Below are 24,218 nucleotides of genomic sequence, written 5' to 3'. Positions count from 1 at the left end.
CGGCCGCCCCGCGTCGGGCTCCGGGCCCCTGCGCCGAGCCCCGGGCCCCGGCTGAGGGGGTCCACCGGAACCCGGGGCGCTGGGAGAGGAACGGGGCGGCGGAGTGGTCAGAATCCCCCGCCGTCGAAGCCTCCGCCGCCCCCGAACCCTCCGCCGTCCCCGAAGCCGCCCCCGCCGAAGCCGGAGGAGTCGAAGTCGGAGCCGGAGAAGTCGCCGCCGCTCCAGTCGCCGCCCGCGCCTCCTCCGAAGTCGCCGCCGCCGTACTCGGAGGCGTACGCCGGGGTGGCGAGCATCGAGCCGAGCATGGTGCCGACCAGGAGGCCGGGGAGCAGGCCGCCGCCGAAGTAGCCGCCGGCCCAGGGCCCGTACGCCGGGCCCGCCTCCCAGTACGGGCGGCGGCGGCCGTCGCCCACGTCGACCGTACGGCTCATGGGGTCCTCGCCCCGGGCCAGGCGGGCCTCGTCCGCGGTGCAGACCGGGACCTCGCGGGGCGCGCCGCCGGGCGGGATCCAGCGGACGTCCGCGGCCGAGGGGCCGTGGCGGGGGTCGAAGAAGCACGGCGGGCGGCGGGCCGGGATCTCCGTGCCGGTGCGGCGGGCCTCCAGGACCGCGAGGGAGTAGCGGCCGTCCTCCAGGGTCTGGGTGACGCCCCGCACGTCCGAGGGGTGCGCGGCCCGGTCCATCTTCGCCTTGGCGCTCTCGTAGGAGTCCAGGGCCCGTTCGTAGTCGGCGCGCATGGCGTCGTCCGCGCCCTTCTCGGCGGGGTGGAAGTCGAGCCGTTCCAGCGTCTCGCCGTACGCGGTGATGTCCTCGTCCACGACGACCCGGAGCTTGTCGAGTGCGGCGCGCTCCTCTTCCTCCCTGCGGCGCTTGTTCCGGCGGGAGATCGCGTACGCCCCGGCGCCGCCCGCCGCGACGAGGGCGCCGAGGGTGATGAGGCCGCCGACCGGGGCCCCGGACGCGTCGCCCGCGCCGGAGCCGCCGGACCAGGAGGCGGGGGCCGAGCCGCGGGCCTGTTCGACGGCCCGGTCGACGAAGGCGTCGAGCTGGGCGTCGGCGTTTCGGGCGGTGACCGGGTCCTTCACGGCGGCGGTGAGGTTGTCGACGGCCCGGACGGACATGACCTGCGGGTCCGCGCCCGCGTCGAAGCCGTCGCCGAGGCGGACCGCGTAGACGCCGGTGATCCCGGTGTCGTTGCGCAGGGTCCTCAGGAGGGTGTCCTCGGGGAAGGCGGGGGTGTCGGGGAGGACGGCCACGAACACCGGTTTGCCGGCGTCCGTGATCTTCTTCTCCAGGGCCTTCTCGTCGGCGGCGGAGAGCTGGTCGCGGGCGGCCGGATCCACGTACACCGGGTCGTCGCGCAGGGCCTGTGCGGCGTCCTGGACGGTCCCGGCGGGGGCGGCCGAGGCCGGGGAGGTCAGGGCGAGGGCCGCCGCCGCGATGATGAGCAGCAGGCCCGCCAGCAGCGCGGGAAAGAGCCTTTTCCTCATACTTCACGCTACTCCAGGCGGGCGGCGAACGTCGTCGCCCGCCCGGAGAGCGCCTTCCGCGCGGCGCTACGCGGCGCGGTACGCCGTGCGCAGCTCGGCCACCGCGCCGGTCAGGTCACCGGTGAGCAGCAGGTGGTCCGCCTCCGCGAACGGCTGGGAGACCGCCTGGGTGAACGTGCCGCCGATCTTCTGCTGGACCAGCAGCCGGGCCCGGTCCACGATCGCCTTGCCCGCCGGGGTCTTCCCCAGCCCCGCCTTCTCCGCGGCCCCGGCGGCCACGGCGAGGGCGGCCAGGGTCAGCTCGCCGCCGACCGGGGGCTTCTTCAGGGTGGTCAGCCCCCAGCCGTAGGGGAACTGCGGGTCGTAGGCCTTGTCCCCGACGTTGATCGGGAGCTGGGACTCCGCCTTGGGCCAGGTTACCGGGAGCTGACCGGTGAAGGGCCGCTTGCCGTAGAGCACGTCGGCCACGCCGTCGCCCTCGGAGCCGGGCAGCCAGGACGCCACCAGCGCGTCCATGGAGCCGAGCCGGTCGCCGATGAGCTGCGGGCGGCCGGAGACGACGAGGACGGCGCACCTCATGGCGGCGCAGACCGTGTCGACCGCCTTCTTGTCGGCGGCCGTCAGCTCCAGGTCGTGGCCGTTGCCGACGTCCCCGATGCCCTCGGCGTACGGGGTCTCGCCCACGACCACCACGCCGACGTCGTGGCCGTCCGTGGCGGCGGAGGCGTCCTTGGAGTAGGTGACGGAGTCGGGGCTCTTCGCCGCCTTCCTCATGCCCTCCAGGATCGTGGTGCCGGTGGTGGTCTTCCCGGAGGAGCCCTGCCAGCTGATGGTCCAGCCGCCCGCCTGGTTGCCGATGTCGTCGGCGTTGGACCCGGCGACGTACACCTTCTGGTCCGGGGCGAGGGGCAGGACCGGCCCTTCGTTCCGGTCGCCGTTCTTGAGCAGCACCTGCGACTTGGCGACCGCTTCGCGGGCCACCGCCCGGTGTGCGGCCGAGCCGACCGCGTCGAGGTGGGTGGTGTCCGCGTACGGCTTCTCGAAGAGGCCGAGGCGGAACTTCTGGGTGAGGATGCGGGCGACCGCGTCGTCGATCCTGGCCCGGCTGATCCGGCCGGCCGCGACCTCGTCCTTGAGCGTCTTCGTGAAGTCCTGGTACGCGGTCGGGACCATGATCATGTCGAGTCCGGCGTTGACCGACGTGCGGACGTCGCTCGCGTAGTCGCCGGGGATCTGGTCGATGGCCTGCCAGTCGCTGATGACGAAGCCCTCGAAGCCCATCCGGTCCTTGAGGACGCCGTTGATCATCTCGCCGTGGGCGTGCATCTTCACCGGCCCCTGGCCGTCGCCGATGACGTCGAGCGAGGAGTACGACGGCATGACCGTGCCGACGCCGCGCTTCACCGACTCCGCGAACGGGGAGAGGTGGACGGCCTCCAGCTCCTGCCGGGTCACCGTGGTGACGCCCTGGTCGGTGGTGTACGAGCCGGTGGTGGAGGAGCCGTAGGCGGTGCCGCCGTCCCCGACGAAGTGCTTGGCGCTGCCGAGCACCTTGTCGTTGCGGTGCAGGTCCTTGCCGGAGGGGCGGCCCTGCATGCCCTGGATGACCGTCTCCATGGCCTCGACCAGCGCCGGGTCCTCGCCGAACGCCTCGTAGGAGCGGCCCCAGCGCTCGTCGCGGGTGACGCAGACGCAGGGGGCGAAGTCCCACGGGACGCCGGTGGCGCGGACCTCCTTGGCGGTGACCGCCCCGGTCCTCTCGGCGCTCCCGGGGTCGCGGCCCGCTCCGATGCCGATGTTGTGCGGCATGATCGTCGCGCCGACGACGTTGTTGTGGCCGTGCACCGCGTCCACGCCGTAGATCAGCGGGATCTGGAAGCGGGTGGCGCGGGCGCGCAGTTGGTAGGCGTCGACCATCCTGGCCCAGGCGGCGGCGGTGTTCGGGGTGGGGACCGAGCCGCCGCCGGAGAGCAGCGAGCCGAGGTCGTAGGCGGCGATGTCACCGGGGGCGCGCAGGGCGTTGCGCTCGGCCTGGGTCATCTGGCCGGCCTTCTCCGCCGGGGACATCCGCCCGAGAAGGTCCGCCACCCGCTTCTTCACGGGCAGTCGGGCGTCCTGGTACGGGAGGCCGTGGGCGTCGATGACGACCTGCGGGTTCTCCTTCGGGGCCTTCGCACCGGTGACGGTCAGCTCCAGCGGGATCGTCCTCGCCCCGGACGCCTTCGCCGCCTTCGCCGTGCGGACGGTGACCTTGTGGGCGGTCCCGGAGGCGGTGCCGGCGGGGAAGGTGTGGCTGCCGGTGACGGGGGTGTAGTCCGTGCCCGCCTCGGCGGTGCCGCCCTTCGTGGCGTACGTGACGGTGACGGGCTCCTCGATGGGGACGGAGCCGGTGGTGGCGACGGAGAGCGTGATGTCGGCGCTGCCGCCGTTCTTCACCGTGCGGACGGGCGTGTCGGTGACGAGGCTCGCGGTGAGCGCCGGGTCCGCCTTGCCGTAGAGCTCGACGGCGTCCATGGCGAACGTGCCGGGGGCGCCGCCGGGGAGGGTGACGGCGTAGCCCCACATCTCGTTCAGGCCGAGGACCTGGTCGATGCCGCCGACGGGTTGGTAGTCGGCGCGGTAGACGAAGTCCGCGAAGGGGATCTCGACGAGGTGCCACCCCTCCCAGTCGTCGGTGAACGAGGTGGTCCACAGCTCGGACGCGCCGCCGTTGGCGCCGCCGTCCTTGATCTCGAAGTTGACCCGCTTGCCGGAACCGGGCGGCAGGGGGGCGGTGTTCTGGCCGTACCACCAGAAGCGGATGCCCTGGTGGGCGGTCCAGTTCCGCGGCGGGGCGTCCACGGCGAACTCGTGGCTGAACCCGCCGTACGCGCTGATGTCGTAGGAGCCTTCGAGGACCTGCCCGCCCTCGGGGGCGTCGGCGCGCTCGGCCAGCTTCAGCTTCGGGTGGTCGTCCGCGTCGCCGCCCCAGGTGAAGATCGCGTCGGCGGGCGGCTGCCCGCCGAGCGGGACCTCGCCCTCGAAGCGGTCGACCAGGACGGGGGCGGGTTCGTCGTCGGCGGCCACGGCGGGTCCGGTGGCCGATCCGGCGAGCAGGGCGGCCAGGACGGCCGCGGCGGCGACGGCGGCGGTCGCGGGTCTGCTTCTCCCCTTGCGGGAGCGGAGGTTCGGGGTGCGGGGCATTGTTGAGAGCGCTCTCTTCTCGGGTCGGCGTGTCGGACGGGGTGACGGGTCGGGGGTGGTGGCGCACCACGCGGTGGAGGCGGGGCGGATCGTGTCGCGGTACCGCCGCGCGCCGTCCTCGGGCGCGCGGGTCCGGGCGGCGAGCGCGGACGGCGTCCGACCGCCCACCGTAGCCGGGCGCTCACGCGACGCCGCCCGTCGACGGCCCGGCGAAGCGGCCCCGGCCGTCCGTCCCTCGGCGCGCCGCTCGTGGACCGCGCGGTGGCCGTGGGCGGCCTTCGGCGCCGGCTCCGGACCCGGCGCCGACGTTGCGGCTGGAGTCAATCGCGCCGATCGGGTGCCGTCAATACTTCACGTCGAGATTGGCACTGCCCCATCTGCCGCGCAGGCGGCGGGCGTTGTGCGTTCACCTCTTGAACGTGCGAGAGCCGCCGCCCGGCGGGGCGACGGCTCTCGCGGAAGGCGGTGGTGCGGCGCTACTCGGTGGGCTCGACGCCCGCGCGCAGCAGTCCGTAGGTGTACGCGTCCTCCAGCGCCTGCCAGGAGGCGGCGATGACGTTCTCGGCGACCCCCACCGTCGCCCAGTCGCCGTCGCCGTCGCCCGTGGTGATGAGGACGCGGGTGGTGGACTCGGTGCCGGTACGGCCCTCCAGGATGCGGACCTTGTAGTCGACCAGCTCCAACTTGGCGAGCTGCGGGTAGATCCGCTCCAGGGCGACGCGCAGGGCCCGGTCCAGGGCGTTGACCGGGCCGTTGCCCTCGGCGGTGGCGACGATCCGTTCGCCCTTGGCCCACAGCTTCACGGTCGCCTCGTTGGCGTGGGTGCCGTCGGGGCGGTCCTCGACGATCGCCCGCCAGGACTCGGTGCGGAAGTAGCGGCGGGCCCGGCCCTCGACCTCGCCGCGCAGCAGCAGCTCGAAGGAGGCGTCGGCGGCTTCGTAGGTGTAGCCCTGGAGTTCGCGCTCCTTGACCCGCTCCACCACCCGGCCGACCAGGGCGCGGTCGTCGCCGAGGTCGATGCCGAGCTCCTTGCCCTTCAGCTCGATGGAGGCGCGGCCGGCCATGTCGGAGACCAGCATCCGCATGGTGTTGCCGACCAGTTCGGGGTCGATGTGCTGGTAGAGGTCGGGGTCGACCTTGATCGCGGAGGCGTGCAGCCCGGCCTTGTGGGCGAAGGCCGAGACGCCGACGTACGGCTGGTGGGTGGAGGGGGTGAGGTTGACGACCTCGGCGATCGCGTGCGAGATCCGGGTCATCTCGGCGAGCGCGCCCTCGGGCAGCACCTTCATGCCGTACTTGAGTTCCAGGGCGGCGACGACGGGGAAGAGGTTGGCGTTGCCGACCCGCTCGCCGTACCCGTTGGCGGTGCACTGGACGTGGGTGGCGCCGGCGTCCACGGCGGCCAGGGTGTTGGCGACGGCGCACCCGGTGTCGTCCTGGGCGTGGATGCCGAGCCGGGCCCCGGTGTCCGCGATGACGGTGGAGACGACGGCCTGGATCTGGGCGGGGAGCATGCCGCCGTTGGTGTCGCAGAGGATGACGACCTCCGCGCCCGCCTCGTGGGCGGTACGGACCACGGCCTTCGCGTACGCGGCGTTGGCGCGGTAGCCGTCGAAGAAGTGCTCGCAGTCCACGAAGACCCGGCGCCCCTGCTCGCGCAGGTGGGAGACGGTGTCGCGGACCATCTCCAGGTTCTCCTCCAGGGTGGTGCGCAGGGCCAGTTCGACGTGGCGGTCGTGGGCCTTGGCCACCAGGGTGACCACCGGGGCGCCGGAGGTCAGGAGCGCCTTCACCTGGGGGTCCTCGGCCGCGCTGCCGCCGGCCCTGCGGGTCGCGCCGAACGCCACGAGCTGCGCGTTCTCGAACGTGATCTCCTGCTGGGCGCGGGCGAAGAACTCGGTGTCGCGCGGGTTGGCCCCCGGCCAGCCCCCCTCGATGTACCCCACCCCGAAGTCGTCCAGATGACGGGCGATGGTCAGCTTGTCGGCGACCGTCAGGTTGATGCCCTCACGCTGGGCGCCGTCGCGCAGCGTGGTGTCGAAGACATGGAAACCGTCGTCGGTGGCGTTGGCCTTGGTGGTCATGCTGATCTGGCTCCTGTCGGATGAGTGGACCGGACGATCTGGTTCCACTTGCCCCATCATCCCGCGCGCGCCGTCCCGGCCCGGGTGGGGACCGGAAAACAAAAAACCCCTCGCGGGTGCGAGAGGTCTGCGCGCGGGTCTGGGGCACGGTGGCCGCGCCGTACGGGGTGGTACGGGGCGGTCACTGCGGACCGGCGCGCCTGCTGCCAATAATCATGACGAACGAGGACACGGCAGCAGTCTGGCACAGCGAGCGCCCCGTGACGGCGGTGTCTCAGGATGCGGTCGTGACGCCGGTCGCATCCGGGCCCGGCCCCGGCGTCAGCGTCTCGTCCAGGAACTCCGCGGCCTGGGCGAGCACCTGCTCCCGCCCCGTGCCCGGGACGCCGACCGTCACATGGACGCTGAACCCGTCGAGCAGCGCCCGCAGCCGGGCGGCGAACCGGTCGGCGTCCACCGGCCGGAACTCGCCGCGTGAAACGCCCTCGGCCAGCAGCGCCACGAGGTCGCGGTGCCAGGCGCCCTCGATGGCGGCCTGCCGGGCGCGGGCGTCGTCGTCGGCGTTCTGCGAGCGGCCCCAGACCTCCAGCCAGAGCGTCCAGTGCGGATCGCGGTGGCCGGCGGGCAGGTAGAGCCCGATGTACGCGTCCAGCCGCCGGCGGGCGCTCCCCGGCCGGGCGAGCAGGGCGCGGCGCTCGGCGCCGAGGCGGTTCTCGCTCCACTCCAGGGTCCGGAGCAGCAGCTCGTCCTTGGTGCGGAAGTAGTAGAGGAGGTGCCCGCTGCTCATGCCGACCTCCCGCCCGAGCCCGGCCATGGTCAGCCCGTCGAGCCCGCGCTCGGCGACGGTGGCCATGACGGCGGCGAGTACGTCCTCGCGGGGCGGGGCGGCCTGGTGGGTGCGGCGCGGGGCGGAGGGCATGGGGCCGGGCTTTCGGGTCGGGTCGCGCGGGGGCATCGGGCCGCGGGGCCGGGCGACCGGCTCCCGCGAGGTCAGACGGCGGGCTGCTGCTGGGTGATGCAGTGAATGCCGCCACCGCCCGCGAAGATCGTACGGGCGTCGACGAGGGACACCGTACGGTCCGGGAACAGCCCGCGGAAGATCGCGGCGGCCTCCTCGTCGCGCGGGTCGTCGAAGGCGCAGAGGACCACACCGCCGTTGCAGAGGTAGTGGTTGATGTAGGAGTAGTCGACCCACTCGCCGTCCTCGTCGCGCAGCACGGTGGGGGCGGGCACCTCCACGACTTCCAGCGGGCGGCCCTTGGCGTCCGTGGCGGCGCGCAGGACGGCCAGCAGCTCCCGGGTGACCTCGTGGTCGGGGTGGGCCGGGTCGGGCTGGACGTGGGCGACGACCGTGCCGGGGCGGACGAAGGCGGCGACGATGTCGACGTGGCCGAGCGTGCCGTACGTCCCGTAGTCGCCGGTCAGCCCGCGGGGCAGCCAGATCGCCTTCTCGGTGCCGAGGCGGGCGTGGATCTCCGTCTCCACCCGCTCCCTGGTCCAGTCGGGGTTGCGCTCCGGGCCGAGTTGGACGGTCTCGGTGAGCAGGACGGTGCCCTCGCCGTCGACGTGGATCGCGCCGCCCTCGTTGACGAGCGGGGAGGAGCGCACGGGGGTTCCGGCCACCTCGGCGACGGCCCGCGCGATGTGCTGGTCGTGCTCCCAGCGGGCCCAGCCCTGCGCGCCCCAGCCGTTGAACGTCCAGTCGACGGCGGCGAGGGTGGAGCCGTCGGTGACGAAGGTGGGGCCGATGTCCCGCATCCAGGCGTCGTCGAGCGGCCGGACGACCAGCTCGACGTCGGGTCCGAGCAGGGCTGCGGCGCCCTCCTCCTGGCCCGGCCCGACGACCATCGTGACCGGCTCGAAGCGGCGTACGGCCCGCGCGACACCGGCCCAGGCCCGGCGGGCCTCGTCCAGCTCGGCGTCGGAGGCGAAGGTGGGGTTGGGCCCCGGCCAGGCCATCCAGGTGCGCTCGTGCGGGGCCCACTCGGGAGGCATGCGGAAGGGGGCGGGGGCGAGGGGCATGGGGGCTCCTGGTCGAGAGAGTTAGAGCGCCACTCTAATCAATGAGCAGCGGCGTAGGGAACAACTGCCTGTGCTTTTCGAGTGCCGCTCCAGTTTCCGGCCCGAGAAAGGGCCGCACCGGCGGGGAGCCGGTGCGGCCCGGTCCTCGGACGGGACGTGCCTAGCCGAGCGGGTGCATCCAGCCGTGGGTGTCCTCGACGATGCCGCGCTGGATGTCGAGGAGGCGCTCCCGCAGCCTCATGGTGACCTCGCCGGGCTCGCCGCCGCTCTGGGTCCACTCGCCGCCCGCGGACTTCACCAGGCCGACGGGGGTGATGACGGCGGCGGTGCCGCAGGCGAAGACCTCCACGAGGCTGCCGTTCGCCGTGTCCTCGCGCCACTGGTCGATGGAGACGCGGCCCTCCTCGGAGCCGTAACCGAGGTCGCGGGCGACCTTGAGGAGGGAGTCGCGGGTGACGCCGGCGAGCAGCGAGCCCGTGAGGGACGGGGTGACGATCTTCTTCGAGCCGTCCTCCTGGGCGTACACGAAGTAGAGGTTCATGCCGCCGAGCTCCTCGACCCACTTGTGCTCGACCGCGTCGAGGTAGGCGACCTGGGCGCAGCCGTGTTCGGCGGCCTCGGCCTGGGCCAGGAGGGACGCCGCGTAGTTGCCGCCGGTCTTGGCGTCGCCCATGCCGCCGGGGACGGCGCGGACGCGGTTCTCCGAGAGCCAGATGGAGACGGGCTTCACGCCGCCGGGGAAGTAGGCGCCGGCGGGCGAGGCGATGACCAGGAAGAGGTACTCGTTGGCCGGCCGCACACCGAGGCCGACCTCGGCGGCGATCATGAACGGACGCAGGTACAGCGACTCCTCGCCACCGTGCTCCGGAACCCACGCCTTGTCCTGCTGCACCAGCGCGTCGCACGCCGCGATGAACGTCTCGACGGGCAGCTCGGGCATGGCGAGCCGGGCGGCCGAGCGCTGGAAGCGGCGGGCGTTGGCGTCGGGGCGGAAGGAGGCGACCGAGCCGTCGGGCTGGCGGTAGGCCTTCAGCCCCTCGAAGATCTCCTGCGCGTAGTGCAGGGTCATGTTGGCCGGGTCCAGCGACAGCGGGCCGTAGGGGACGAGCTGGGCGTCGTGCCAGCCGCGGCCCTCGGTCCAGCGGATGGTCACCATGTGGTCGGTGAAGTACCGGCCGAATCCCGGGTTGGCCAGGATCGCCTCGCGCTCCGCGTCGGACAGCGGGTTCGAGGAGGGCTTGAGCTCGATCGTGGGCGTCGTCATGAGTGCGTGTCCTTCACCAATCTTGTGTGTGATGGACCGCGCTCACACCGTCTCGGCCCGACGCTTTCCGGTCAGGTCCTAGGACGTCCGAGCTTCACCGCGAGCCACGGCCCCGCGTTCGATTATCGCTTGCGGGAGGCCGTGCACGAAATGGTGTGAATGCGGTCCAGAGGTCGATGGTGGCACCCGGGGGCCGCACAGGTGAAGCCGCCGGGCGCTGTTGCGACCCGGCGGCTTCGAAGTGGAGTCGTCGGGTCAGCCCGCTACGCGTACCGCGAGGGCGTCGCCGATCTCGTCGGTCGTGCGCGCAGTGGCCCCGTCGCGCTCCGCGAGATCGGCGGAGACGGCGTCCTCGATGCGCGCGGCCTCGGTCTCGTGGCCGAGGTGGCGCAGCAGGAGGGCGACGGAGAGGACCGTGGCGGTCGGGTCGGCCTTGCCCTGCCCCGCGATGTCGGGGGCGGAGCCGTGGACCGGCTCGAACATCGACGGGAACGCGCCCGTCGGGTTGATGTTGCCGGAGGCGGCCAGGCCGATACCGCCGGTGACGGCGGCGGCCAGGTCGGTGAGGATGTCGCCGAAGAGGTTGTCGGTGACGATGACGTCGAAGCGCTCCGGCTGGGTGACGAAGAAGATCGTCGCGGCGTCGACGTGCAGGTAGTCGGTGCTGACCTGCGGGTACTCGGCGGCGACCCGGTCGAAGGTGTTCTTCCAGAGGTGGCCGGCGTAGACGAGGACGTTGTTCTTGTGGACCAGCGTCAGCTTCTTGCGCGGCCGGGCGGCCGCCCGCTCGAAGGCGTCCCGGACCACGCGCTCGACGCCGTACGCCGTGTTGACGCTGACCTCGGTGGCGACCTCGGCGGGGGTGCCGGTGCGCAGCGAGCCGCCGTTGCCGGTGTACGGGCCCTCGGTGCCCTCGCGGACGACGACGAAGTCGATGTCGGGGCGGCCGGCGAGCGGGGTCGCGGTGTTCGGGAAGAGCTTGGAGGGCCGCAGGTTGATGAAGTGGTCGAAGGCGAAACGCAGCTTCAGCAGCAGCCCGCGCTCCAGGACGCCCGACGGGACGGACGGGTCGCCGATCGCGCCGAGCAGGATGGCGTCGTGGCCCTTGAGGGCCTCCAGCTCCGCGTCCGGGAGGGTGTCGCCGGTGCGGTGCCAGCGCTGGGCGCCGAGGTCGTACTCCTTGGTCTCCAGCTTCACATCCTGCGGGAGGACAGCGTTGAGGACCTTGAGGCCCTGGGCCACGACTTCCTGGCCGATTCCGTCACCGGGGATCACTGCGAGATCGATGCTGCGAGACATGCCGGAAGCCTAACGGTGCGTCCCACCCCATGACATTCGATGTCCACCATATGGACGAGGGCAGGTGCGTTCGGGGTACGGGTGGCGGGAGCCGGAGGGGTCAGCGACGACGGGCCGGGGCGGCTCAGTGGCCGGTCGAGCCGCCGTTGTCGCGGCGGTCCAGGGCGCGCTGGAGGGCGGCGGCGGCGTTCTTGCGCTCGGCCTCGCCCTGACGGGAGGCGTGGCGGACGCGGCGCGTGGTGACGTTGGCCATGATGGATCGACTCCTTGAGATCGCGGATCGCGTGGATGCCGGGAACGGGCCGCACATCGCGGTGCGGGGCCGGGGCCGGGATCGGATTTCGAGGCGCCGGAAGGGGCGGGGAGCGTACGCCGCAGGGGTTGCCTGCTTCGGGGCGCGCGCCCGCATCCGCCAACCGCTCGATCGAGCGATGCGTTCGGCTCCTCCCACGGTAGGACAGTCGGGGCGTCCTGTCTCCACCGTTAGTCGGACTTCCTACTATCTGAGACGGCCGCGGCGTCGTAGCAGGTCACAGCGGTGGAGGGGAAGCTTCCACCGAGGAGCCGTACGGATCACGCCCTCAGAGCAGGTCGCCGTCCCGCCAGTCGAAGCGGAGCGGGTGGCCGGGGTCGGGCAGGGGGCGGCCCGCCGCCGGGCGGACGTAGGTACTGCCTTCCTCCTCGGGCAGCGGGACGGGTCCGGCCGGGCCGAGCGCGGCGAGTCCGCCGGGCCAGAGCCGCCAGCCGCGTGCCGCGTAGAGGGCCGCCCCGGCGTCGGACGCCGACAGCGCCCCGAACTCGTAGGCCGTGTCGATGACCTGCTCCAGCGCCGCCATTACCCGGTGGCCGAGGCCCTCGCGGCGGTGGATCGCGTGCACGGCGACGGCTTCGACGTATCCGGCACGGTAGGAGCGGCCGGCGTGCTGGACCCGGCGCTGGACGACGCTGCCGTGGGCGATCGGGCGGCCGTACGGGTCGAGGACCAGGGCGTGCAGACCGCCGAGCGCGTGGTCCCAGTCGTCGTCGTCGAAGTTCCCCTCGAAGGCGGCGTCGAGCATGTCGCGGACGCGGGCCAGTTCGACGGGGGTGAGTTCGCCGGTGTGGGCGATCCGTACGGCGGGGGTCGGGTCCATGACGACAGCCTCCCAGGCCGCTTCCCCGCCCGACAGCGAGTTACGCCCGCGCTCGGGGGCGCGCCGCCGCACAGGCGAGCCCGCCCGGACCGGGGGCGGTGGTCCGGGCGGGCGGGGCGTACACCGGGGGAGGCCGCACAGGCCGTCGCAGCCCGTACGGAACGCGGCTCAGTACACCGTCACGCCGTACGCCGACAGCGCCTCGGCGACCGGCTGGTGGATGGCCGAACCCGCGGTGCCCGAGCAGCCGGAGCTGCCCGAGTGGATGCCGAGGGCGACGGAGCCGGCGAAGTGCGCGCCGCCGCTGTCGCCGCCGGCCGAGCAGGCGGTGGTGCGGACCATGTTGTAGACGGGGCCGTCGCCGTAGTTCACGGTGACGTTGACGGCGGTGACCGTGCCGGAGGTCACCTTGGTGGTGGACCCGCTCTTCCTGATCGCCTGGCCGACGACGGCGTTGGCGGCCGAGGAGATGTCCTGGGTGGAGCCGTTGTAGAGGTCCACGGTCCCGGCGGGCGACGAGCCGTCGGTGTAGCGGACGATGCCGTAGTCGTTGGTCGGGAAGCTGGTGCCCTCCCGTACGCCGACGACCGGACCGCCGGAGGTGGCCGACCAGTTGGCGGAGATGTTGGTGCAGTGCCCGGCGGTCACGAAGTAACGGGCCCCGCCCTTGGTGACGTTGAAGGCGGCCGAGCAGCGGCTGCCGCCGCCGTAGATCGCGCCGCCGCCGAGCACCTCGCGCTGGAAGACGCCGGGGACCCGTTTGATGTCGACCGCGCCGCCGAGCCGTTCGGCGACGGCTTCGAGGCGGGCCATCTCCCGTGCGGAGACGGAGGAGTCGGCCTCGACGGCGATCCGGTTGGCGCGCGGGTCGACACCCCAGGAGGTGCCGGTGATCTTCGCCTCGGCCTCCAGGGTGTCCATCGCGGCGTCGAGCTGGGCGGCGCTGCGGGCCACCCGGCGGACGGCGGCCCCGGCGGCGCGGGCCTGCTCCTCGGCCCGGTCGGTGGTGACGGTCACGACCAGCTTCCCGGTCTTCGCGTCGAGGTAGGTTCCGGCGGTGGCGCCCCCGAGCTGCCGCTCCACGGCGGCGTCGAGCGCGTACGCGGACGGGGAGGGGATCGCCGAGGGGGCGGGGGCGCCGGCGGCGGTGGAGGGGGTGGCTCCGAGGCCGAGGGCCCCGGCGACGAGCAGCAGGGAAACGCCCAGGCGCGCACGGGAGTTGCGTCTCATGGGGGAGCTCCTTCTGGGGTGACGTGTGGGGACGTACCGAGAAGGAATTTGACATGCTCATTACCTAATCCACAAGACCGCGTGCCCCGGCGCCCCTTCCGCCCCGCCCTCCCCCGGCGGGCGGACAGCCGGTCCCGCTCATCGGACACTGACCGGGACCGGTCCCGCGCCTGTCCGGTCCGCCGCTTCCCCCGCCCCTCCCCCGCCGCGCACACTGCGCCCATGTCCGAGACGACGCCCACGCCCCCCGCGCCCGCCCCCGGCCCCTGGTCGCCCACCCACGGCGCCCCCTACCGCCCCGCGCCCTACCGCCCCGAGCGGATCGCCGCCGAGGAGTCCCTGGAGCGCGCCGCCCGGCTGCGGCGGCGCATGGACGAGCGCAGGACCGTCCGCGCCTTCTCCTCCGACCCGGTCCCCGAGCAGGTGCTGCGCGACGCCATCGCCTGCGCGGCCACCGCCCCCTCCGGCGCCCACCAGCAGCCGTGGACCTTCGTCCTGGTCAAGGACCCCGAGGTGCGCCGCCGCATCCGGGAGGCCGCCGAGCACGAGGAGAAGGTGAGCTACGACGGGCGGCTCGGCGAGGAGTGGCTCGCCGCGCTGCGCCCCCTGGGCACCGACGCGGTGAAGGCGCACATGACGGACGCGCCGGCCCTGATCGTGGTCTTCCAGCAGCGCTACTGGCTGGGTGAGGACGGCACGAAGCGCAAGCACTACTACGTGGACGAGTCGGTCGGGATCGCGGTGGGCATGCTGCTCACCGCCCTGCACCTGTCCGGGCTCGCCGCGCTGATCCATACCCCGAGCCCGATGCGCTTCCTGGCCGAGGTCCTGAACCGGCCGGAGAACGAGAAGGCGTTCGCCGTGATCCCGGTCGGCCACCCCGCCGAGGACTGCGAGGTCCCCGACCTGGTGCGCAAATCGCTGGACCAGGTGCTGGTGGAGATCTGAGCGCGCGCCGCATCGGCCCCCCGCGCACACGGCTCCCCTGCGCAGGGAACCGTCCTCCGCGCCCAAGGCACCCCGCACAGGGAGCCGGCCCCCGCGCACCGAGACCCCCCGCCCATGGAAACCGCCCCCCGTCCGGCAGGGGGGCCGGTCGGGGGGCGGTGCTGGGGGGGGCTCCGTGGCGGAGACCCCGGTCCGGGGCGTCGTGCTGCGGCGCCCCGGGGCGGGCGTCAGCCCTGGTGAGGGTAGGTGTAGTCGGTCGGCGGGACCAGCGTCTCCTTGATGGCCCGGGTCAGGGTCCAGCGCTGGAGGTTCTGCGGGGCGCCCGCCTTGTCGTTGGTGCCGGAGGCACGGCCGCCGCCGAAGGGCTGCTGGCCGACGACCGCACCGGTCGACTTGTCGTTGATGTAGAAGTTGCCCGCGGCGTAGCGGAGCTTGTCCATCGTGTACGCGGCGGCCGCGCGGTCGCCCGCGATGACCGAGCCGGTCAGCGCGTAGTCGGAGACCGACTCCATCTGCTCCAGCATCGCGTCGTACTTCTCGTCCTCGTAGACGTGGACCGCGAGGATCGGGCCGAAGTACTCGGTCGTGAAGACCTCGTTCTCGGGGTCGGTGCACTCGATGACGGTCGGGCGGACGAAGTAGCCCACCGAGTCGTCGTAGGTGCCGCCCGCGACGATCGTGCACGCCGGGTCGGTCTTCGCGCGGTCGATCGCGGCCTTGTTCTTGGCGAACGAGCGCTCGTCGATGACGGCCCCCATGAAGTTGCTCAGGTCGGTGACGTCGCCCATGGTGATCGACTCGACCTCGGCCGCGAACTCCTCCTTGAAACCGGAGTTCCAGATGGAGGCCGGGATGTACGCGCGCGAGGAGGCGGAGCACTTCTGGCCCTGGAACTCGAAGGAGCCGCGGGTCAGCGCGGTCTTCAGGACGGCGCGGTCGGCGCTGGGGTGCGCGACGACGAAGTCCTTGCCGCCGGTCTCGCCGACGAGCCGCGGGTAGGTGCGGTAGTTGGCGATGTTGTTGCCGACCGTCTTCCACAGGTGCTGGAAGGTGGGGGTCGAGCCGGTGAAGTGGATGCCGGCCAGGTCGCGGTGGTTCAGCGCCACCTCGGAGACGGCCTTGCCGTCGCCGGTGACCAGGTTGATGACGCCCTTGGGCAGACCGGCCTCCTCCAGGAGCTGCATCAGCAGCACGGCGGCGTGGGTCTGGGTCGGGGACGGCTTCCACACCACGACGTTGCCCATGAGGGCGGGGGCGGTGGGGAGGTTGCCCGCGATGGCCGTGAAGTTGAACGGCGTGATCGCGTAGACGAAGCCCTCCAGCGGGCGGTGGTCCATGCGGTTCCACACGCCCGGCGAGTTGGCCGGGGGCTGCTCGGCGAGGATCTGGCGCGCGTAGTGCACGTTGAAGCGCCAGAAGTCGATCAGCTCGCAGGGGGTGTCGATCTCGGCCTGCTGGGCGGTCTTGGACTGGCCGAGCATGGTCGAGGCGGCCATGGTCTCGCGCCAGGGGCCGGCCAGCAGCTCGGCGGCGCGCAGGATGATCGCGGCGCGGTCGTCGAAGGACATCGCGCGCCACGCGGGGGCGGCGGCGAGGGCCGCGTCGACGGCGTCCTTCGCGTCCTGCTCGGTGGCGCCGGCGAAGGTGCCGATGACCGCCTTGTGGTTGTGCGGCTGCACGACGTCGACCCGCTCGCCGCCGCCCATCCGCTTCTCGCCGCCGATGGTCATCGGCAGGTCGATCGGGTTCTGGCTCAGCTCCTTGAGCTTCTTCTCCAGGCGGGCGCGCTCCGGGGAGCCCGGGGCGTAGGAGTGGACCGGCTCGTTGACCGGCGCGGGGACCTGGGTGACGGCGTCCATGGTTGCCTTGTCTCCTTGGTGTCGGCGGGAATGTGGGTCAGCCCGGGGGCCGCTCAGCCCTTGGTGAGGATCGAGCGGCCGAAGAACAGCAGGTTGGCCGGCTTCTCCGCGAGGCGGCGCATGAAGTATCCGTACCAGTCGGTGCCGTACGCCGTGTAGACGCGCATCCGGTGGCCCTCGGCCGCGAGCCGGACGTGCTCCTCGCTGCGGATGCCGTACAGCATCTGGAACTCGTACTCGTCCAGTTTGCGCCCGGCCTTGCGGCCCAGCTCCTGGGCGATGGCGATCAGACGGGGATCGTGCGACCCGATCATCGGGTAGCCCTCGCCCTCCATCAGGATGCGGGTGATGCGGACGTACGCCTTGTCGATCTCGGCCTTGTCCTGGTACGCGACGGAGGCGGGCTCCTTGTAGGCGCCCTTCACGATGCGGACGCGGCTTCCGGCGGCGGCCAGGCGGCGGGCGTCGTCCTCGGTGCGGAACAGGTACGACTGGATGACGCAGCCGGTCTGCGGGAAGTCCTTCCGCAGCTCCTCGTGGATGGCGAACATCGAGTCGAGGGTGGTGTGGTCCTCGGCGTCCAGGGTGACCGTGGTGCCGATGGCGGCGGCGGCCTCGACGACCGGGCGGACGTTGGCGAGGGCCAGCTCGTGGCCGCCCTCCAGCGCCTGTCCGAACATGGAGAGCTTGACGGACATCTCGGCGCGGGGGCCCAGCTCCAGGTCCTTCAGGCGCTCGATCAGCTCCAGGTAGGCGTCCCGGGCGGCCTCGGCCTGCGCGGGGGTGGTGATGTCCTCGCCGACGACGTCGAGCGTGACCTCCAGCCCCTTGTCCGCGGCGTCCACCACGATCGGCACGACCTGGTCGACGGTCTCCCCGGCGATGAAGCGGTCGACGACCTGCTTGGTGCCGGGCGCGGCCGAGACGAACCGGCGCATCTTGTCGCTGCGCGATGCGGCGAGAATCACGGGACCCAGCACGGGGCACCTCCACGAATGTACGGACGAGGGGCCGCATCGGTACGAACGTGAACGGACCGGTACGGCACGGATAACCACGGTGAAATCTAGGCACCCCGTGCGGGCTGTGCCATCGACAGCTGTCACGCATCCGTGGCCGCCATCTCATACATCTGTCTGAAGAAGCGGGCGCGGGGGTGCAGAATGGCGGGGTGAAAGGCGACTACCAGGAACTGGTCGACGAGATCTCGGCCCTCCTCGGCGCCCCGGCGACCCTGGAGAACCGCGACTTCGGCCTGGTCGCCTTCGGAGCCCATGACAGCGACGACGACACGGCGATGGACCCGGTCAGGACCCGTTCGATCCTGACCCGCCGCTCCACCCCCGCCGTGCGCGCCTGGTTCGAGGGGTTCGGCATCACCCGGGCCACCGGGCCTGTCCGTATCCCCGCCGCGCCCGAGGCCGGGGTGTTCCGGGACCGCGTCTGCCTTCCGGTACGCCATCGGGGTGTGGTCCTCGGTTACGTCTGGCTCCTCGACACCGTCCCGGGGCCGACCGACGAGCGGCTGGCCGCCGCCATGGAGGTCGCCGCCCGGATCGGGGCGCTGCTCTCCGACGAGGCACGGGCGGGTGCGGACCTCTCGCGGGAGTTCGGCGCGGTGCTCACGGCGGGCCCCGGCCGCCAGCACGACGCGGCCGTCGCCGCGCTGGGCGAGGCGCTGGGCCGGGACGCGGAGGGGCTGCACGCGGTGGTGTGCGTGACCCCGTGGGCGGACGACACCCCGTCGGTACGGACCGTGGCGTCGGCGGCCGCGCTCGCCGCGGTCCCCGGGCCGGGGGCGGCCGGGCCGCCGTCGCTGGCCGCGCTGGTCCGGCTCCGTTCGTCCGACCGGCTCGACCCCGCCCTGAGCGCCGGGGACCGGCTGCGCTCCGACGCCGGACCGGCGGCCACCGCGGGGATCGCCGCGCCGCGCCGGGGGCTGGCGGAGCTGACGGCCTCCTGGCGCGAGGCGAGGGCGGCGGCCCGCGCGGCCCGGGCCGAGCCCCGGCTCGGCCCGGTGGCCCGGTGGTCCTCGATCGGCCCGTACCGCCTGCTGACCTCCCTCCCGGACGCCGGGGGCGGGGGCGGGGATCCGGCGGTCGCCCCGCTGCTGCTCCCGGTGCACCGGGAGCTGGCGCACACCGCCGAGGTGTTCCTGGACCACGCGGGCCAGGCGGGCCGGACCGCCGCGGCGCTGGGCGTCCACCGCCAGACGCTGTACTACCGGCTCTCCCGCATCCAGCAGATCACCGGCCTGGACCTGAACGACGGCGAGGACCGGCTGCTGCTGCACATGGCGCTCAAGCGGGCCCGGCTGTAGCGAGCGTGCCGACGAGCCCCCGCCGGGGGCCGGGACCGAGCACCGGCGGCCGTGCCGGGCGGCCTGCCGTCAGCTGAACAGGCTGCCGTCGACGAAGGCCCGCGCACTGTCGTGGATGCGGTCGGCAGCCGGCTCATCGGGGAGGAGGGGCCGCAGCCGCGTCCACGCTCCGTCGAGGAGGGCCCGGGCCTCCTCCGCGCACGCCGCCGGGGCTCCGCACGCCTCGATGGCCTCCCGCGCCCGCTCCACTTCGCGCAGTGAGGGGGCGCCCGTGCGCAGCGTCCGCCACACCGCGTCCAGCTCCGGCGGCGGCATCAGCCGCACGCTGTGGGCCAGGGGCATGGTGATCTTGCCGTGGTGCAGGTCCTCGGCGGCGCGCCTGGTCGCCTTTCCCTGACGGGTTACCCCGTGGAGGTCGGCGACGTCGTCGGCGATCTGGTAGGCGGTGCCCAGGGCCGAGCCGAAAGCGGTGAGCGCGCCCCGCAGCGCGGATCCGGCAGCGGTGAAGAGGGCGGCCATCTCCAGGACGGCCCCGACCACGGCCCCCGACTTGAGCCGGTGGGTCAGGCGGACGACCTCCAGCAGGCCCGCGGCGTCGCCGCGGGCCACCGCCCGGTCCATCTCCTCGCGGTGCCCCTGGATGTCGAGGGCCTGTCCCGTGTGGGCGGCGCGCAGGGCCTCCATGTACCTCTCGCGCATCTCCCCCCGCAGCAGCACGTCGTCCGGAACGCAGCGCCGAAGGGCCACGTCCATCGCGAAGTAGGCGTTCGTACCCGCGTTCAGCGCCGTCGGCACGCCGTGCACCAGGTGGGCCGCGGGCCGCCCCCGCCGCAGAGCCGCCCCGTCCTCGACGTCGTCCACGATCAGCGAGCCGGTGTGCGCGATCTCCATCGCCGCCAGAACCAGCGCGAACCGGGCCCGGTCGCCGCCCAGGACACTCACGACCTGGCCGCCGATCGCAGGCCGCCACCGCCGGCCGCCGGCCTCCATCACCTCCCGCACCGGAGCGACCAGCGACCGGTGGATCCGCTCGGCCAGCAGGGACCGGTCCGTCCCGTCCGGTACATGGCCGGGCATCCACTGCTCCAGTCCGTGCGGATCGGGCGCGAGCGGGTACAGCTCCACCGCGTCGGTCTCCACGCCGGGGAGACGGTCACGCGCATCGACGGCCGAAGGCTGCCCGGCGGGCGACGAGAGGATCATTCCCCTTCCAACGACGCCCGGCCCCGTAGGTCACCGCGCACCCGGCGCCCGCCCGTGTCCGCCCGCGGCCCGGGGCCTCAGGGCCGCCGGCGGCGTATCAGCAGCGCGTAGCATCCGGAGGCGACGAGCATGCCCGCCGGGAGCGAGAGGTCCACGCCGCCCAGGGCCGCGGCGACCGGCCCGGTGTACACCGTGTCCACGCACAGGGCCGCCGCGGCGACGCCCGCCAGGAGGGCGAGGGCGCCCGCGACGTGGAAGCCGCCGGTGTACCAGAACCGGCTGGCGCGGCTCTCGTCCGACAGGGCGATGCCGTCGTAGCGGTTGCGGCGCAGGAGGATGTCGGTGGCGTAGACGGCCGTGCTGGGGCCGAGCAGGACGACGGTGAGCTGGAGGACGTCGCTCATGGTGTCGAGCAGGTTGGAGACCAGCAGGGCGTACAGGGTGAGGGAGACCGCCGCGAAGCCGTCCACGAGCACGCTGTACGAGCGCCGGATGCGCAGGCCCACGGCCTGGAGGGCGAGGCCCGCGCTGTAGGCGGTCAGGGCGTTGATGGCGATGGTGCCGAGCACCAGGGCGAGCAGGAAGACGGGGGCGAACCAGCCGGGCAGGATGGTTTCGAGCCCGGTCTGCGGGTCGTTCATGTCCACCGCCGTGGCGGCCAGCGCGCCGAGCGAGCAGACGACGACGCCGGGCACGAAGCCGCCGAGCGCGGTCCAGCCGACGATCGCCCGCTTCGACGTCGTACGGGGCAGGTAGCGGGAGAAGTCGGCGCTGGTGGTGTAGGACAGCGGGCCCGAGGCGACCAGGGCGAGACCGGCGGCGAGGGTGGCCCACAGGGCGGTGCCGCCCAGCGGTTCGGCGGGCCGGTAGGAGAGGTCGGCGTGGTCGAACACGATAGCGGCGACCACCGCGAAGGCGAGGGCCAGCACGAGCGTGATCGGCAGGTAGAGCTTCATGATCGCGGCGTGGCCCCAGACGCTGATGACCAGCGTGAGCGCGGCGATCACCACCACGACGGCGGCCGTCACCCCGTCGCCGGGAGCGATGCCCGCCCGTTCGACGAGGGCGGTGGCGGCGCTCGCGGCGGCGGCCAGGTTGAGGGCGAAGTAGCAGACGGAGATCGCCCAGCCGACGATCGCGTTGTTGATCCGGTTGCCGCGCACGCCGTAGACGGCCCGGGTGATCACCTCGCTCGGGGTGCCCGACGCCGGGCCGGAGACCGCGAGCACGCCCGTGAGCACCCAGAACAGGTTGCCGACCACGATCACCGCGAGCGTCTGCGCCAGGGTCAGGCCGAGCAGGACGAGCACCCCGCCGGACAGCAGGCTCAGGTAGTTGACGTTGGCGGCGGCCCAGACCGAGAACAGTTCGCGCGGCCTCCCGCGCCGGTCGGCGTCGGGGATGTGGTCGATGCCGTGGGCCTCGATGCGCGGCACGGCGCGCTCGGGGGCGGCGGCGGCCCCGTCGTCCGGCAGGGCCTTCCCGTCCCCCCGGGGCGGGACGTGTGCGGTGTCGCGCCGCCCTGGGATCGGGTCGGGAATCGTGGACGCCATGGGCCCTCCGGGTGCTGGTCGTACCCCACCTGCTTGCTTATTGGTCGCACACTCAATAACGTTCCCGGCATGTCGTCAAGCGTTCAGCGCCCCCGAATTCGGAAAAGCCCCGCCGCCCGACGTGCGGAAATCGTCGAGGCGGCCGCCGCGGTCGCGCTCGCCGAGGGGCTGGAGTGCGTCACCCTGCGCCGGATCGGTGACGAGCTGGGCGTCCGTCCGGGGTTGATCAGCCACTACTTCCCGTCCGCCGAGGAGCTGGTGGCCGAGGCGTTCGGCACCGCGGCCGACGGCGAGCTGGACGCGCTGCTGCCGGAGGGCCCGGCGGACGCCTCGCCCGTGCGGCGACTGGCCGGCTTCCTCGCCCGCACGACGGGCGAGGAGTACGACGCGATCAGCCGGCTCTGGATCAACGCCCGCCATCTCAGCCGCTACCGGCCCGCCCTGCGGGAGCGGGTCGCCGAGCAGGAGGCCGCGTGGCGCGGACGGCTGGAGGGGCTGATCCGGGAGGGCGTGGAGCGCGACGAATTCCGTACCCCCGACCCGAAGCTGACGTCCATGCAGATCCTCGTCGTGCTGGACGGACTCGACGCCCACGTCAACACCGAGACGAACGAGCGGCCCGCGGCGGTGACCCGGATGGCGTTCACCACGGCGGAACGCGAACTGGGACTGCCGCCGGGCACGTTGACCGCCTGACGGGCCGTCCCCGCCCCACCCGGGCGCCCTGCCCGCCTGAGGGGCCGTCCCCGGCCCCTTTCCCGCCCACCCTCTCGTCCGGCCGGCGTGCACCCCGGCCCCGCCCGAACAGCCCCGAGCGAACGACCCCTTGGAGTCCCCGTGCGCACCTCACTCGTCCTGCTCTCCGCCCGTCTGCTCGACCCGGTCACGGGCAGGTTCCTGCCGGAGACCGCGCTGGCCGTGTCCGGCGGGCGGACGACCGCCCTGGGCGGCGACCGCGAGATCCGGGCGCTGGCCGACGCCTCGACGACGGTGATCGACCTCAAGGGCGCGGTGGTGACCCCGGGCCTGGTGGACGGGCACCTCCACCCGGTCACCGGCGCCGAACTGACCCACGGGCTCGACCTGTCCGGCTGTACCGACCTGGCGGAGGTGCGCGAGGTGCTGGCGGGCGAGGTCCGGCGGCTGGCCCCCGGCGCGTGGCTGCACGCCTGGGGCCTGGACCCGAACGTCTTCGGCGACGCGCCGGTGGCGTCCGCCGCCCTCTCCCCCGTGCTCGACGGCGTACCGGCCCTGCTCCAGCTCTTCGACGCCCACTCCGTGCTGGCCAGTCCGCGCGCCCTGGAGCTGGCGGGCGTGGACGGCCCCCGGACGTTCGACCAGGCCGCCGAGGTGGTCTGCGACGCGGACGGGCGGCCGACCGGGCTGCTGCTGGAGGACGCCGCCTGCGAACTGGTCGAGCGGGCCGCGCCCAAGCCCACCCGGCGGGAGAGCCGCGACCGGCTGGCCGCCGCCCTGCGCTCGATGGCCGCCGCCGGGCTCACCGGGGGCCACGCCATGGACGCGAACGGGGACAGCCTCGCCCTCTACGCCGACCTGGACGCGGCGGGCGAGCTGCCGCTGCGGCTGCGGGTCGCGCCCTGGTGCCAGCCCGGCGCGGACACGGACGCCGTACGGGCGCTCATCGGGCAGCAGGGCGCGGGCGGGACGCTGTGGCGGACGGAGGGCGTCAAGCTGTTCATGGACGGCACGATCGACAACGGCACGGCCTGGCTGGAACGGCCCGACTGCCACGGCGAGTCCACGCACTCCTTCTGGCCCGACCCCGCGGTCTACACCCGGGTGATCGGAGAACTGCACGCCGCCGGGGTGCCGACCGCCACCCATGCGATCGGGGACGCGGCCGTACGGCACGCCCTGGACGCCGTGGAGCGGGCCCGGACCGCCGGGGGTCCGGACGTACGCCACCGGGTCGAGCACATCGAGACGGTGCCCGACGACACCGTGGCCCGGTTCGCCCGGCTGGGGGTCGTGGCCTCCATGCAGCCCACGCACTGCTGCGACTTCACCCGGGCCGACCACACCGACAACTGGTCGCGGCGGCTCGGCGAGGAGCGCGCGTCCCGTGCCTGGCGCTGCCGCGACCTGTGGGACGCGGGCGCGCGGGTGGTCCTCGGCTCGGACTGGCCGATCGCGCCGTTCCCGCCGCTGGGCGTGATGGCGGGCGCCCGCCACCGCCGCCCCGGCCGCGACCTCACCCAGCCGCCGCACGGCCCCGACCAGGCGCTCACCGCCCTCGAAGCGCTCCAGTCCATGACGGTCAACGCCGCCTGGGCGGCGGGCGAGGAGCACGAGGCCGGGCGGCTCGCCGTCGGCCACCGCGCCGACTTCACGGTCTTCGCGGAGAGCCCGCTGACCACGGGGGCCCTCGACCTGCCCGAGCTGCCGGTGCTGCTCACCGTCGTCGACGGCCGCCCCACCCACCGCGCCGCGTCGCTCTGAGCCGGTCCGGGCGGGGGCGGGGGCACGGTTCCGCGCCCCCGCCCCCGCACCGGCCCCGCCCACCTGCCGAAACGGCGTTCCCGGTCCGTGTACGAGCGCAGCGCGCCCGGGAAGTCCACCCGCCGGGAGGCCGGCCACCGGCCCCGCCCGCCGCCTGCCACTCCCGTACG

The 24,218-nt window shown here is 73.5% G+C and carries 18 protein-coding genes; 4 read left to right on the top strand and 14 right to left on the bottom strand.

The genetic code is table 11. The features are described from left to right. Nucleotides 1-107: 107 nt before the first annotated feature. From ACH4K1_RS08035 to ACH4K1_RS07990, 10 genes are all read right to left on the bottom strand, one after another. Nucleotides 108-1,490, bottom strand: a complete 1,383-nt coding sequence (locus ACH4K1_RS08035) for a hypothetical protein (protein WP_398087676.1) — start codon at nucleotides 1,488-1,490, stop codon at nucleotides 108-110. Between the two features lie 66 nt (nucleotides 1,491-1,556). Continuing rightward, a complete protein-coding gene (locus tag ACH4K1_RS08030) occupies nucleotides 1,557-4,673 on the bottom strand; it encodes a glycoside hydrolase family 3 N-terminal domain-containing protein (protein WP_398087675.1) in 3,117 nt (1,038 codons plus the stop codon). A gap of 476 nt (nucleotides 4,674-5,149) precedes the next feature. Next, nucleotides 5,150-6,757, bottom strand: a complete 1,608-nt coding sequence (gene cimA, locus ACH4K1_RS08025; RefSeq protein WP_398087673.1) for a citramalate synthase — start codon at nucleotides 6,755-6,757, stop codon at nucleotides 5,150-5,152. A 274-nt stretch (nucleotides 6,758-7,031) separates the two neighbouring features. Continuing rightward, nucleotides 7,032-7,676 carry a TetR/AcrR family transcriptional regulator gene (locus tag ACH4K1_RS08020; RefSeq protein WP_398087671.1) on the bottom strand — a complete coding sequence of 215 codons (645 nt, stop codon included), beginning with the start codon at nucleotides 7,674-7,676 and terminating at the stop codon, nucleotides 7,032-7,034. Nucleotides 7,677-7,747: 71 nt separating this feature from the next. Then, a complete protein-coding gene (locus ACH4K1_RS08015; RefSeq protein WP_398087669.1) occupies nucleotides 7,748-8,779 on the bottom strand; it encodes an agmatine/peptidylarginine deiminase in 1,032 nt (343 codons plus the stop codon). Nucleotides 8,780-8,939: 160 nt separating this feature from the next. Continuing rightward, nucleotides 8,940-10,043 carry a branched-chain amino acid aminotransferase gene (locus ACH4K1_RS08010; protein WP_398087667.1) on the bottom strand — a complete coding sequence of 368 codons (1,104 nt, stop codon included), beginning with the start codon at nucleotides 10,041-10,043 and terminating at the stop codon, nucleotides 8,940-8,942. A gap of 255 nt (nucleotides 10,044-10,298) precedes the next feature. Beyond that, nucleotides 10,299-11,342, bottom strand: a complete 1,044-nt coding sequence (locus tag ACH4K1_RS08005; RefSeq protein ID WP_398087665.1) for a 3-isopropylmalate dehydrogenase — start codon at nucleotides 11,340-11,342, stop codon at nucleotides 10,299-10,301. Between the two features lie 124 nt (nucleotides 11,343-11,466). Beyond that, nucleotides 11,467-11,595 carry a hypothetical protein gene (locus tag ACH4K1_RS08000; protein WP_398087663.1) on the bottom strand — a complete coding sequence of 43 codons (129 nt, stop codon included), beginning with the start codon at nucleotides 11,593-11,595 and terminating at the stop codon, nucleotides 11,467-11,469. A gap of 328 nt (nucleotides 11,596-11,923) precedes the next feature. Further along, entirely contained in the window at nucleotides 11,924-12,475 is a 552-nt protein-coding gene (locus ACH4K1_RS07995; RefSeq protein WP_398087662.1) for a GNAT family N-acetyltransferase, read from the bottom strand. Nucleotides 12,476-12,643: 168 nt separating this feature from the next. Beyond that, nucleotides 12,644-13,705 carry a S1 family peptidase gene (locus ACH4K1_RS07990; RefSeq protein WP_398087660.1) on the bottom strand — a complete coding sequence of 354 codons (1,062 nt, stop codon included), beginning with the start codon at nucleotides 13,703-13,705 and terminating at the stop codon, nucleotides 12,644-12,646. Between the two features lie 222 nt (nucleotides 13,706-13,927). On the opposite strand from ACH4K1_RS07990, the gene ACH4K1_RS07985 reads away from it, so the two are divergent. Next, nucleotides 13,928-14,653: a nitroreductase family protein gene (locus ACH4K1_RS07985; RefSeq protein ID WP_398087659.1), complete on the top strand. Its 726-nt coding sequence runs from the start codon at nucleotides 13,928-13,930 to the stop codon at nucleotides 14,651-14,653. Between the two features lie 227 nt (nucleotides 14,654-14,880). Here ACH4K1_RS07985 and pruA read toward each other — a convergent pair whose 3' ends face one another. Further along, the gene (gene pruA, locus ACH4K1_RS07980; RefSeq protein ID WP_398087657.1) at nucleotides 14,881-16,512 is read right to left on the bottom strand and encodes an L-glutamate gamma-semialdehyde dehydrogenase; all 1,632 of its coding nucleotides are present in this window, start codon (nucleotides 16,510-16,512) and stop codon (nucleotides 14,881-14,883) included. Between the two features lie 53 nt (nucleotides 16,513-16,565). Further along, a complete protein-coding gene (locus tag ACH4K1_RS07975) occupies nucleotides 16,566-17,492 on the bottom strand; it encodes a proline dehydrogenase family protein (protein WP_145799077.1) in 927 nt (308 codons plus the stop codon). Nucleotides 17,493-17,683: 191 nt separating this feature from the next. Between ACH4K1_RS07975 and ACH4K1_RS07970 the strand changes: the two genes are divergently transcribed. After that, on the top strand, nucleotides 17,684-18,832 hold the full coding sequence (locus tag ACH4K1_RS07970; protein WP_398087655.1) for a PucR family transcriptional regulator: 1,149 nt from the start codon (nucleotides 17,684-17,686) through the stop codon (nucleotides 18,830-18,832). A gap of 69 nt (nucleotides 18,833-18,901) precedes the next feature. Here ACH4K1_RS07970 and ACH4K1_RS07965 read toward each other — a convergent pair whose 3' ends face one another. Together ACH4K1_RS07965 and ACH4K1_RS07960 are read right to left on the bottom strand one after the other, a co-directional pair. Then, nucleotides 18,902-19,972, bottom strand: a complete 1,071-nt coding sequence (locus ACH4K1_RS07965; RefSeq protein ID WP_398087653.1) for a polyprenyl synthetase family protein — start codon at nucleotides 19,970-19,972, stop codon at nucleotides 18,902-18,904. Nucleotides 19,973-20,112: 140 nt separating this feature from the next. Further along, nucleotides 20,113-21,588, bottom strand: coding sequence for a purine-cytosine permease family protein (locus ACH4K1_RS07960; protein ID WP_398087651.1), 1,476 nt, complete (start codon nucleotides 21,586-21,588; stop codon nucleotides 20,113-20,115). 69 nt (nucleotides 21,589-21,657) lie between these two features. On the opposite strand from ACH4K1_RS07960, the gene ACH4K1_RS07955 reads away from it, so the two are divergent. Together ACH4K1_RS07955 and ACH4K1_RS07950 are read left to right on the top strand one after the other, a co-directional pair. Next, complete coding sequence (locus ACH4K1_RS07955) at nucleotides 21,658-22,284, top strand: TetR/AcrR family transcriptional regulator (protein ID WP_398087650.1); 627 nt, start codon at nucleotides 21,658-21,660, stop codon at nucleotides 22,282-22,284. A 141-nt stretch (nucleotides 22,285-22,425) separates the two neighbouring features. After that, nucleotides 22,426-24,048, top strand: coding sequence for an amidohydrolase (locus tag ACH4K1_RS07950; RefSeq protein ID WP_398087648.1), 1,623 nt, complete (start codon nucleotides 22,426-22,428; stop codon nucleotides 24,046-24,048). Nucleotides 24,049-24,218: the final 170 nt, after the last annotated feature.

This window comes from Streptomyces sp. NPDC017448 (assembly GCF_044330565.1).
GTDB lineage: Bacteria > Actinomycetota > Actinomycetes > Streptomycetales > Streptomycetaceae > Streptomyces.
The sequence above is the reverse complement of the archived record's forward strand: the minus strand, read 5'-3'. Positions and strand labels throughout refer to the sequence as shown.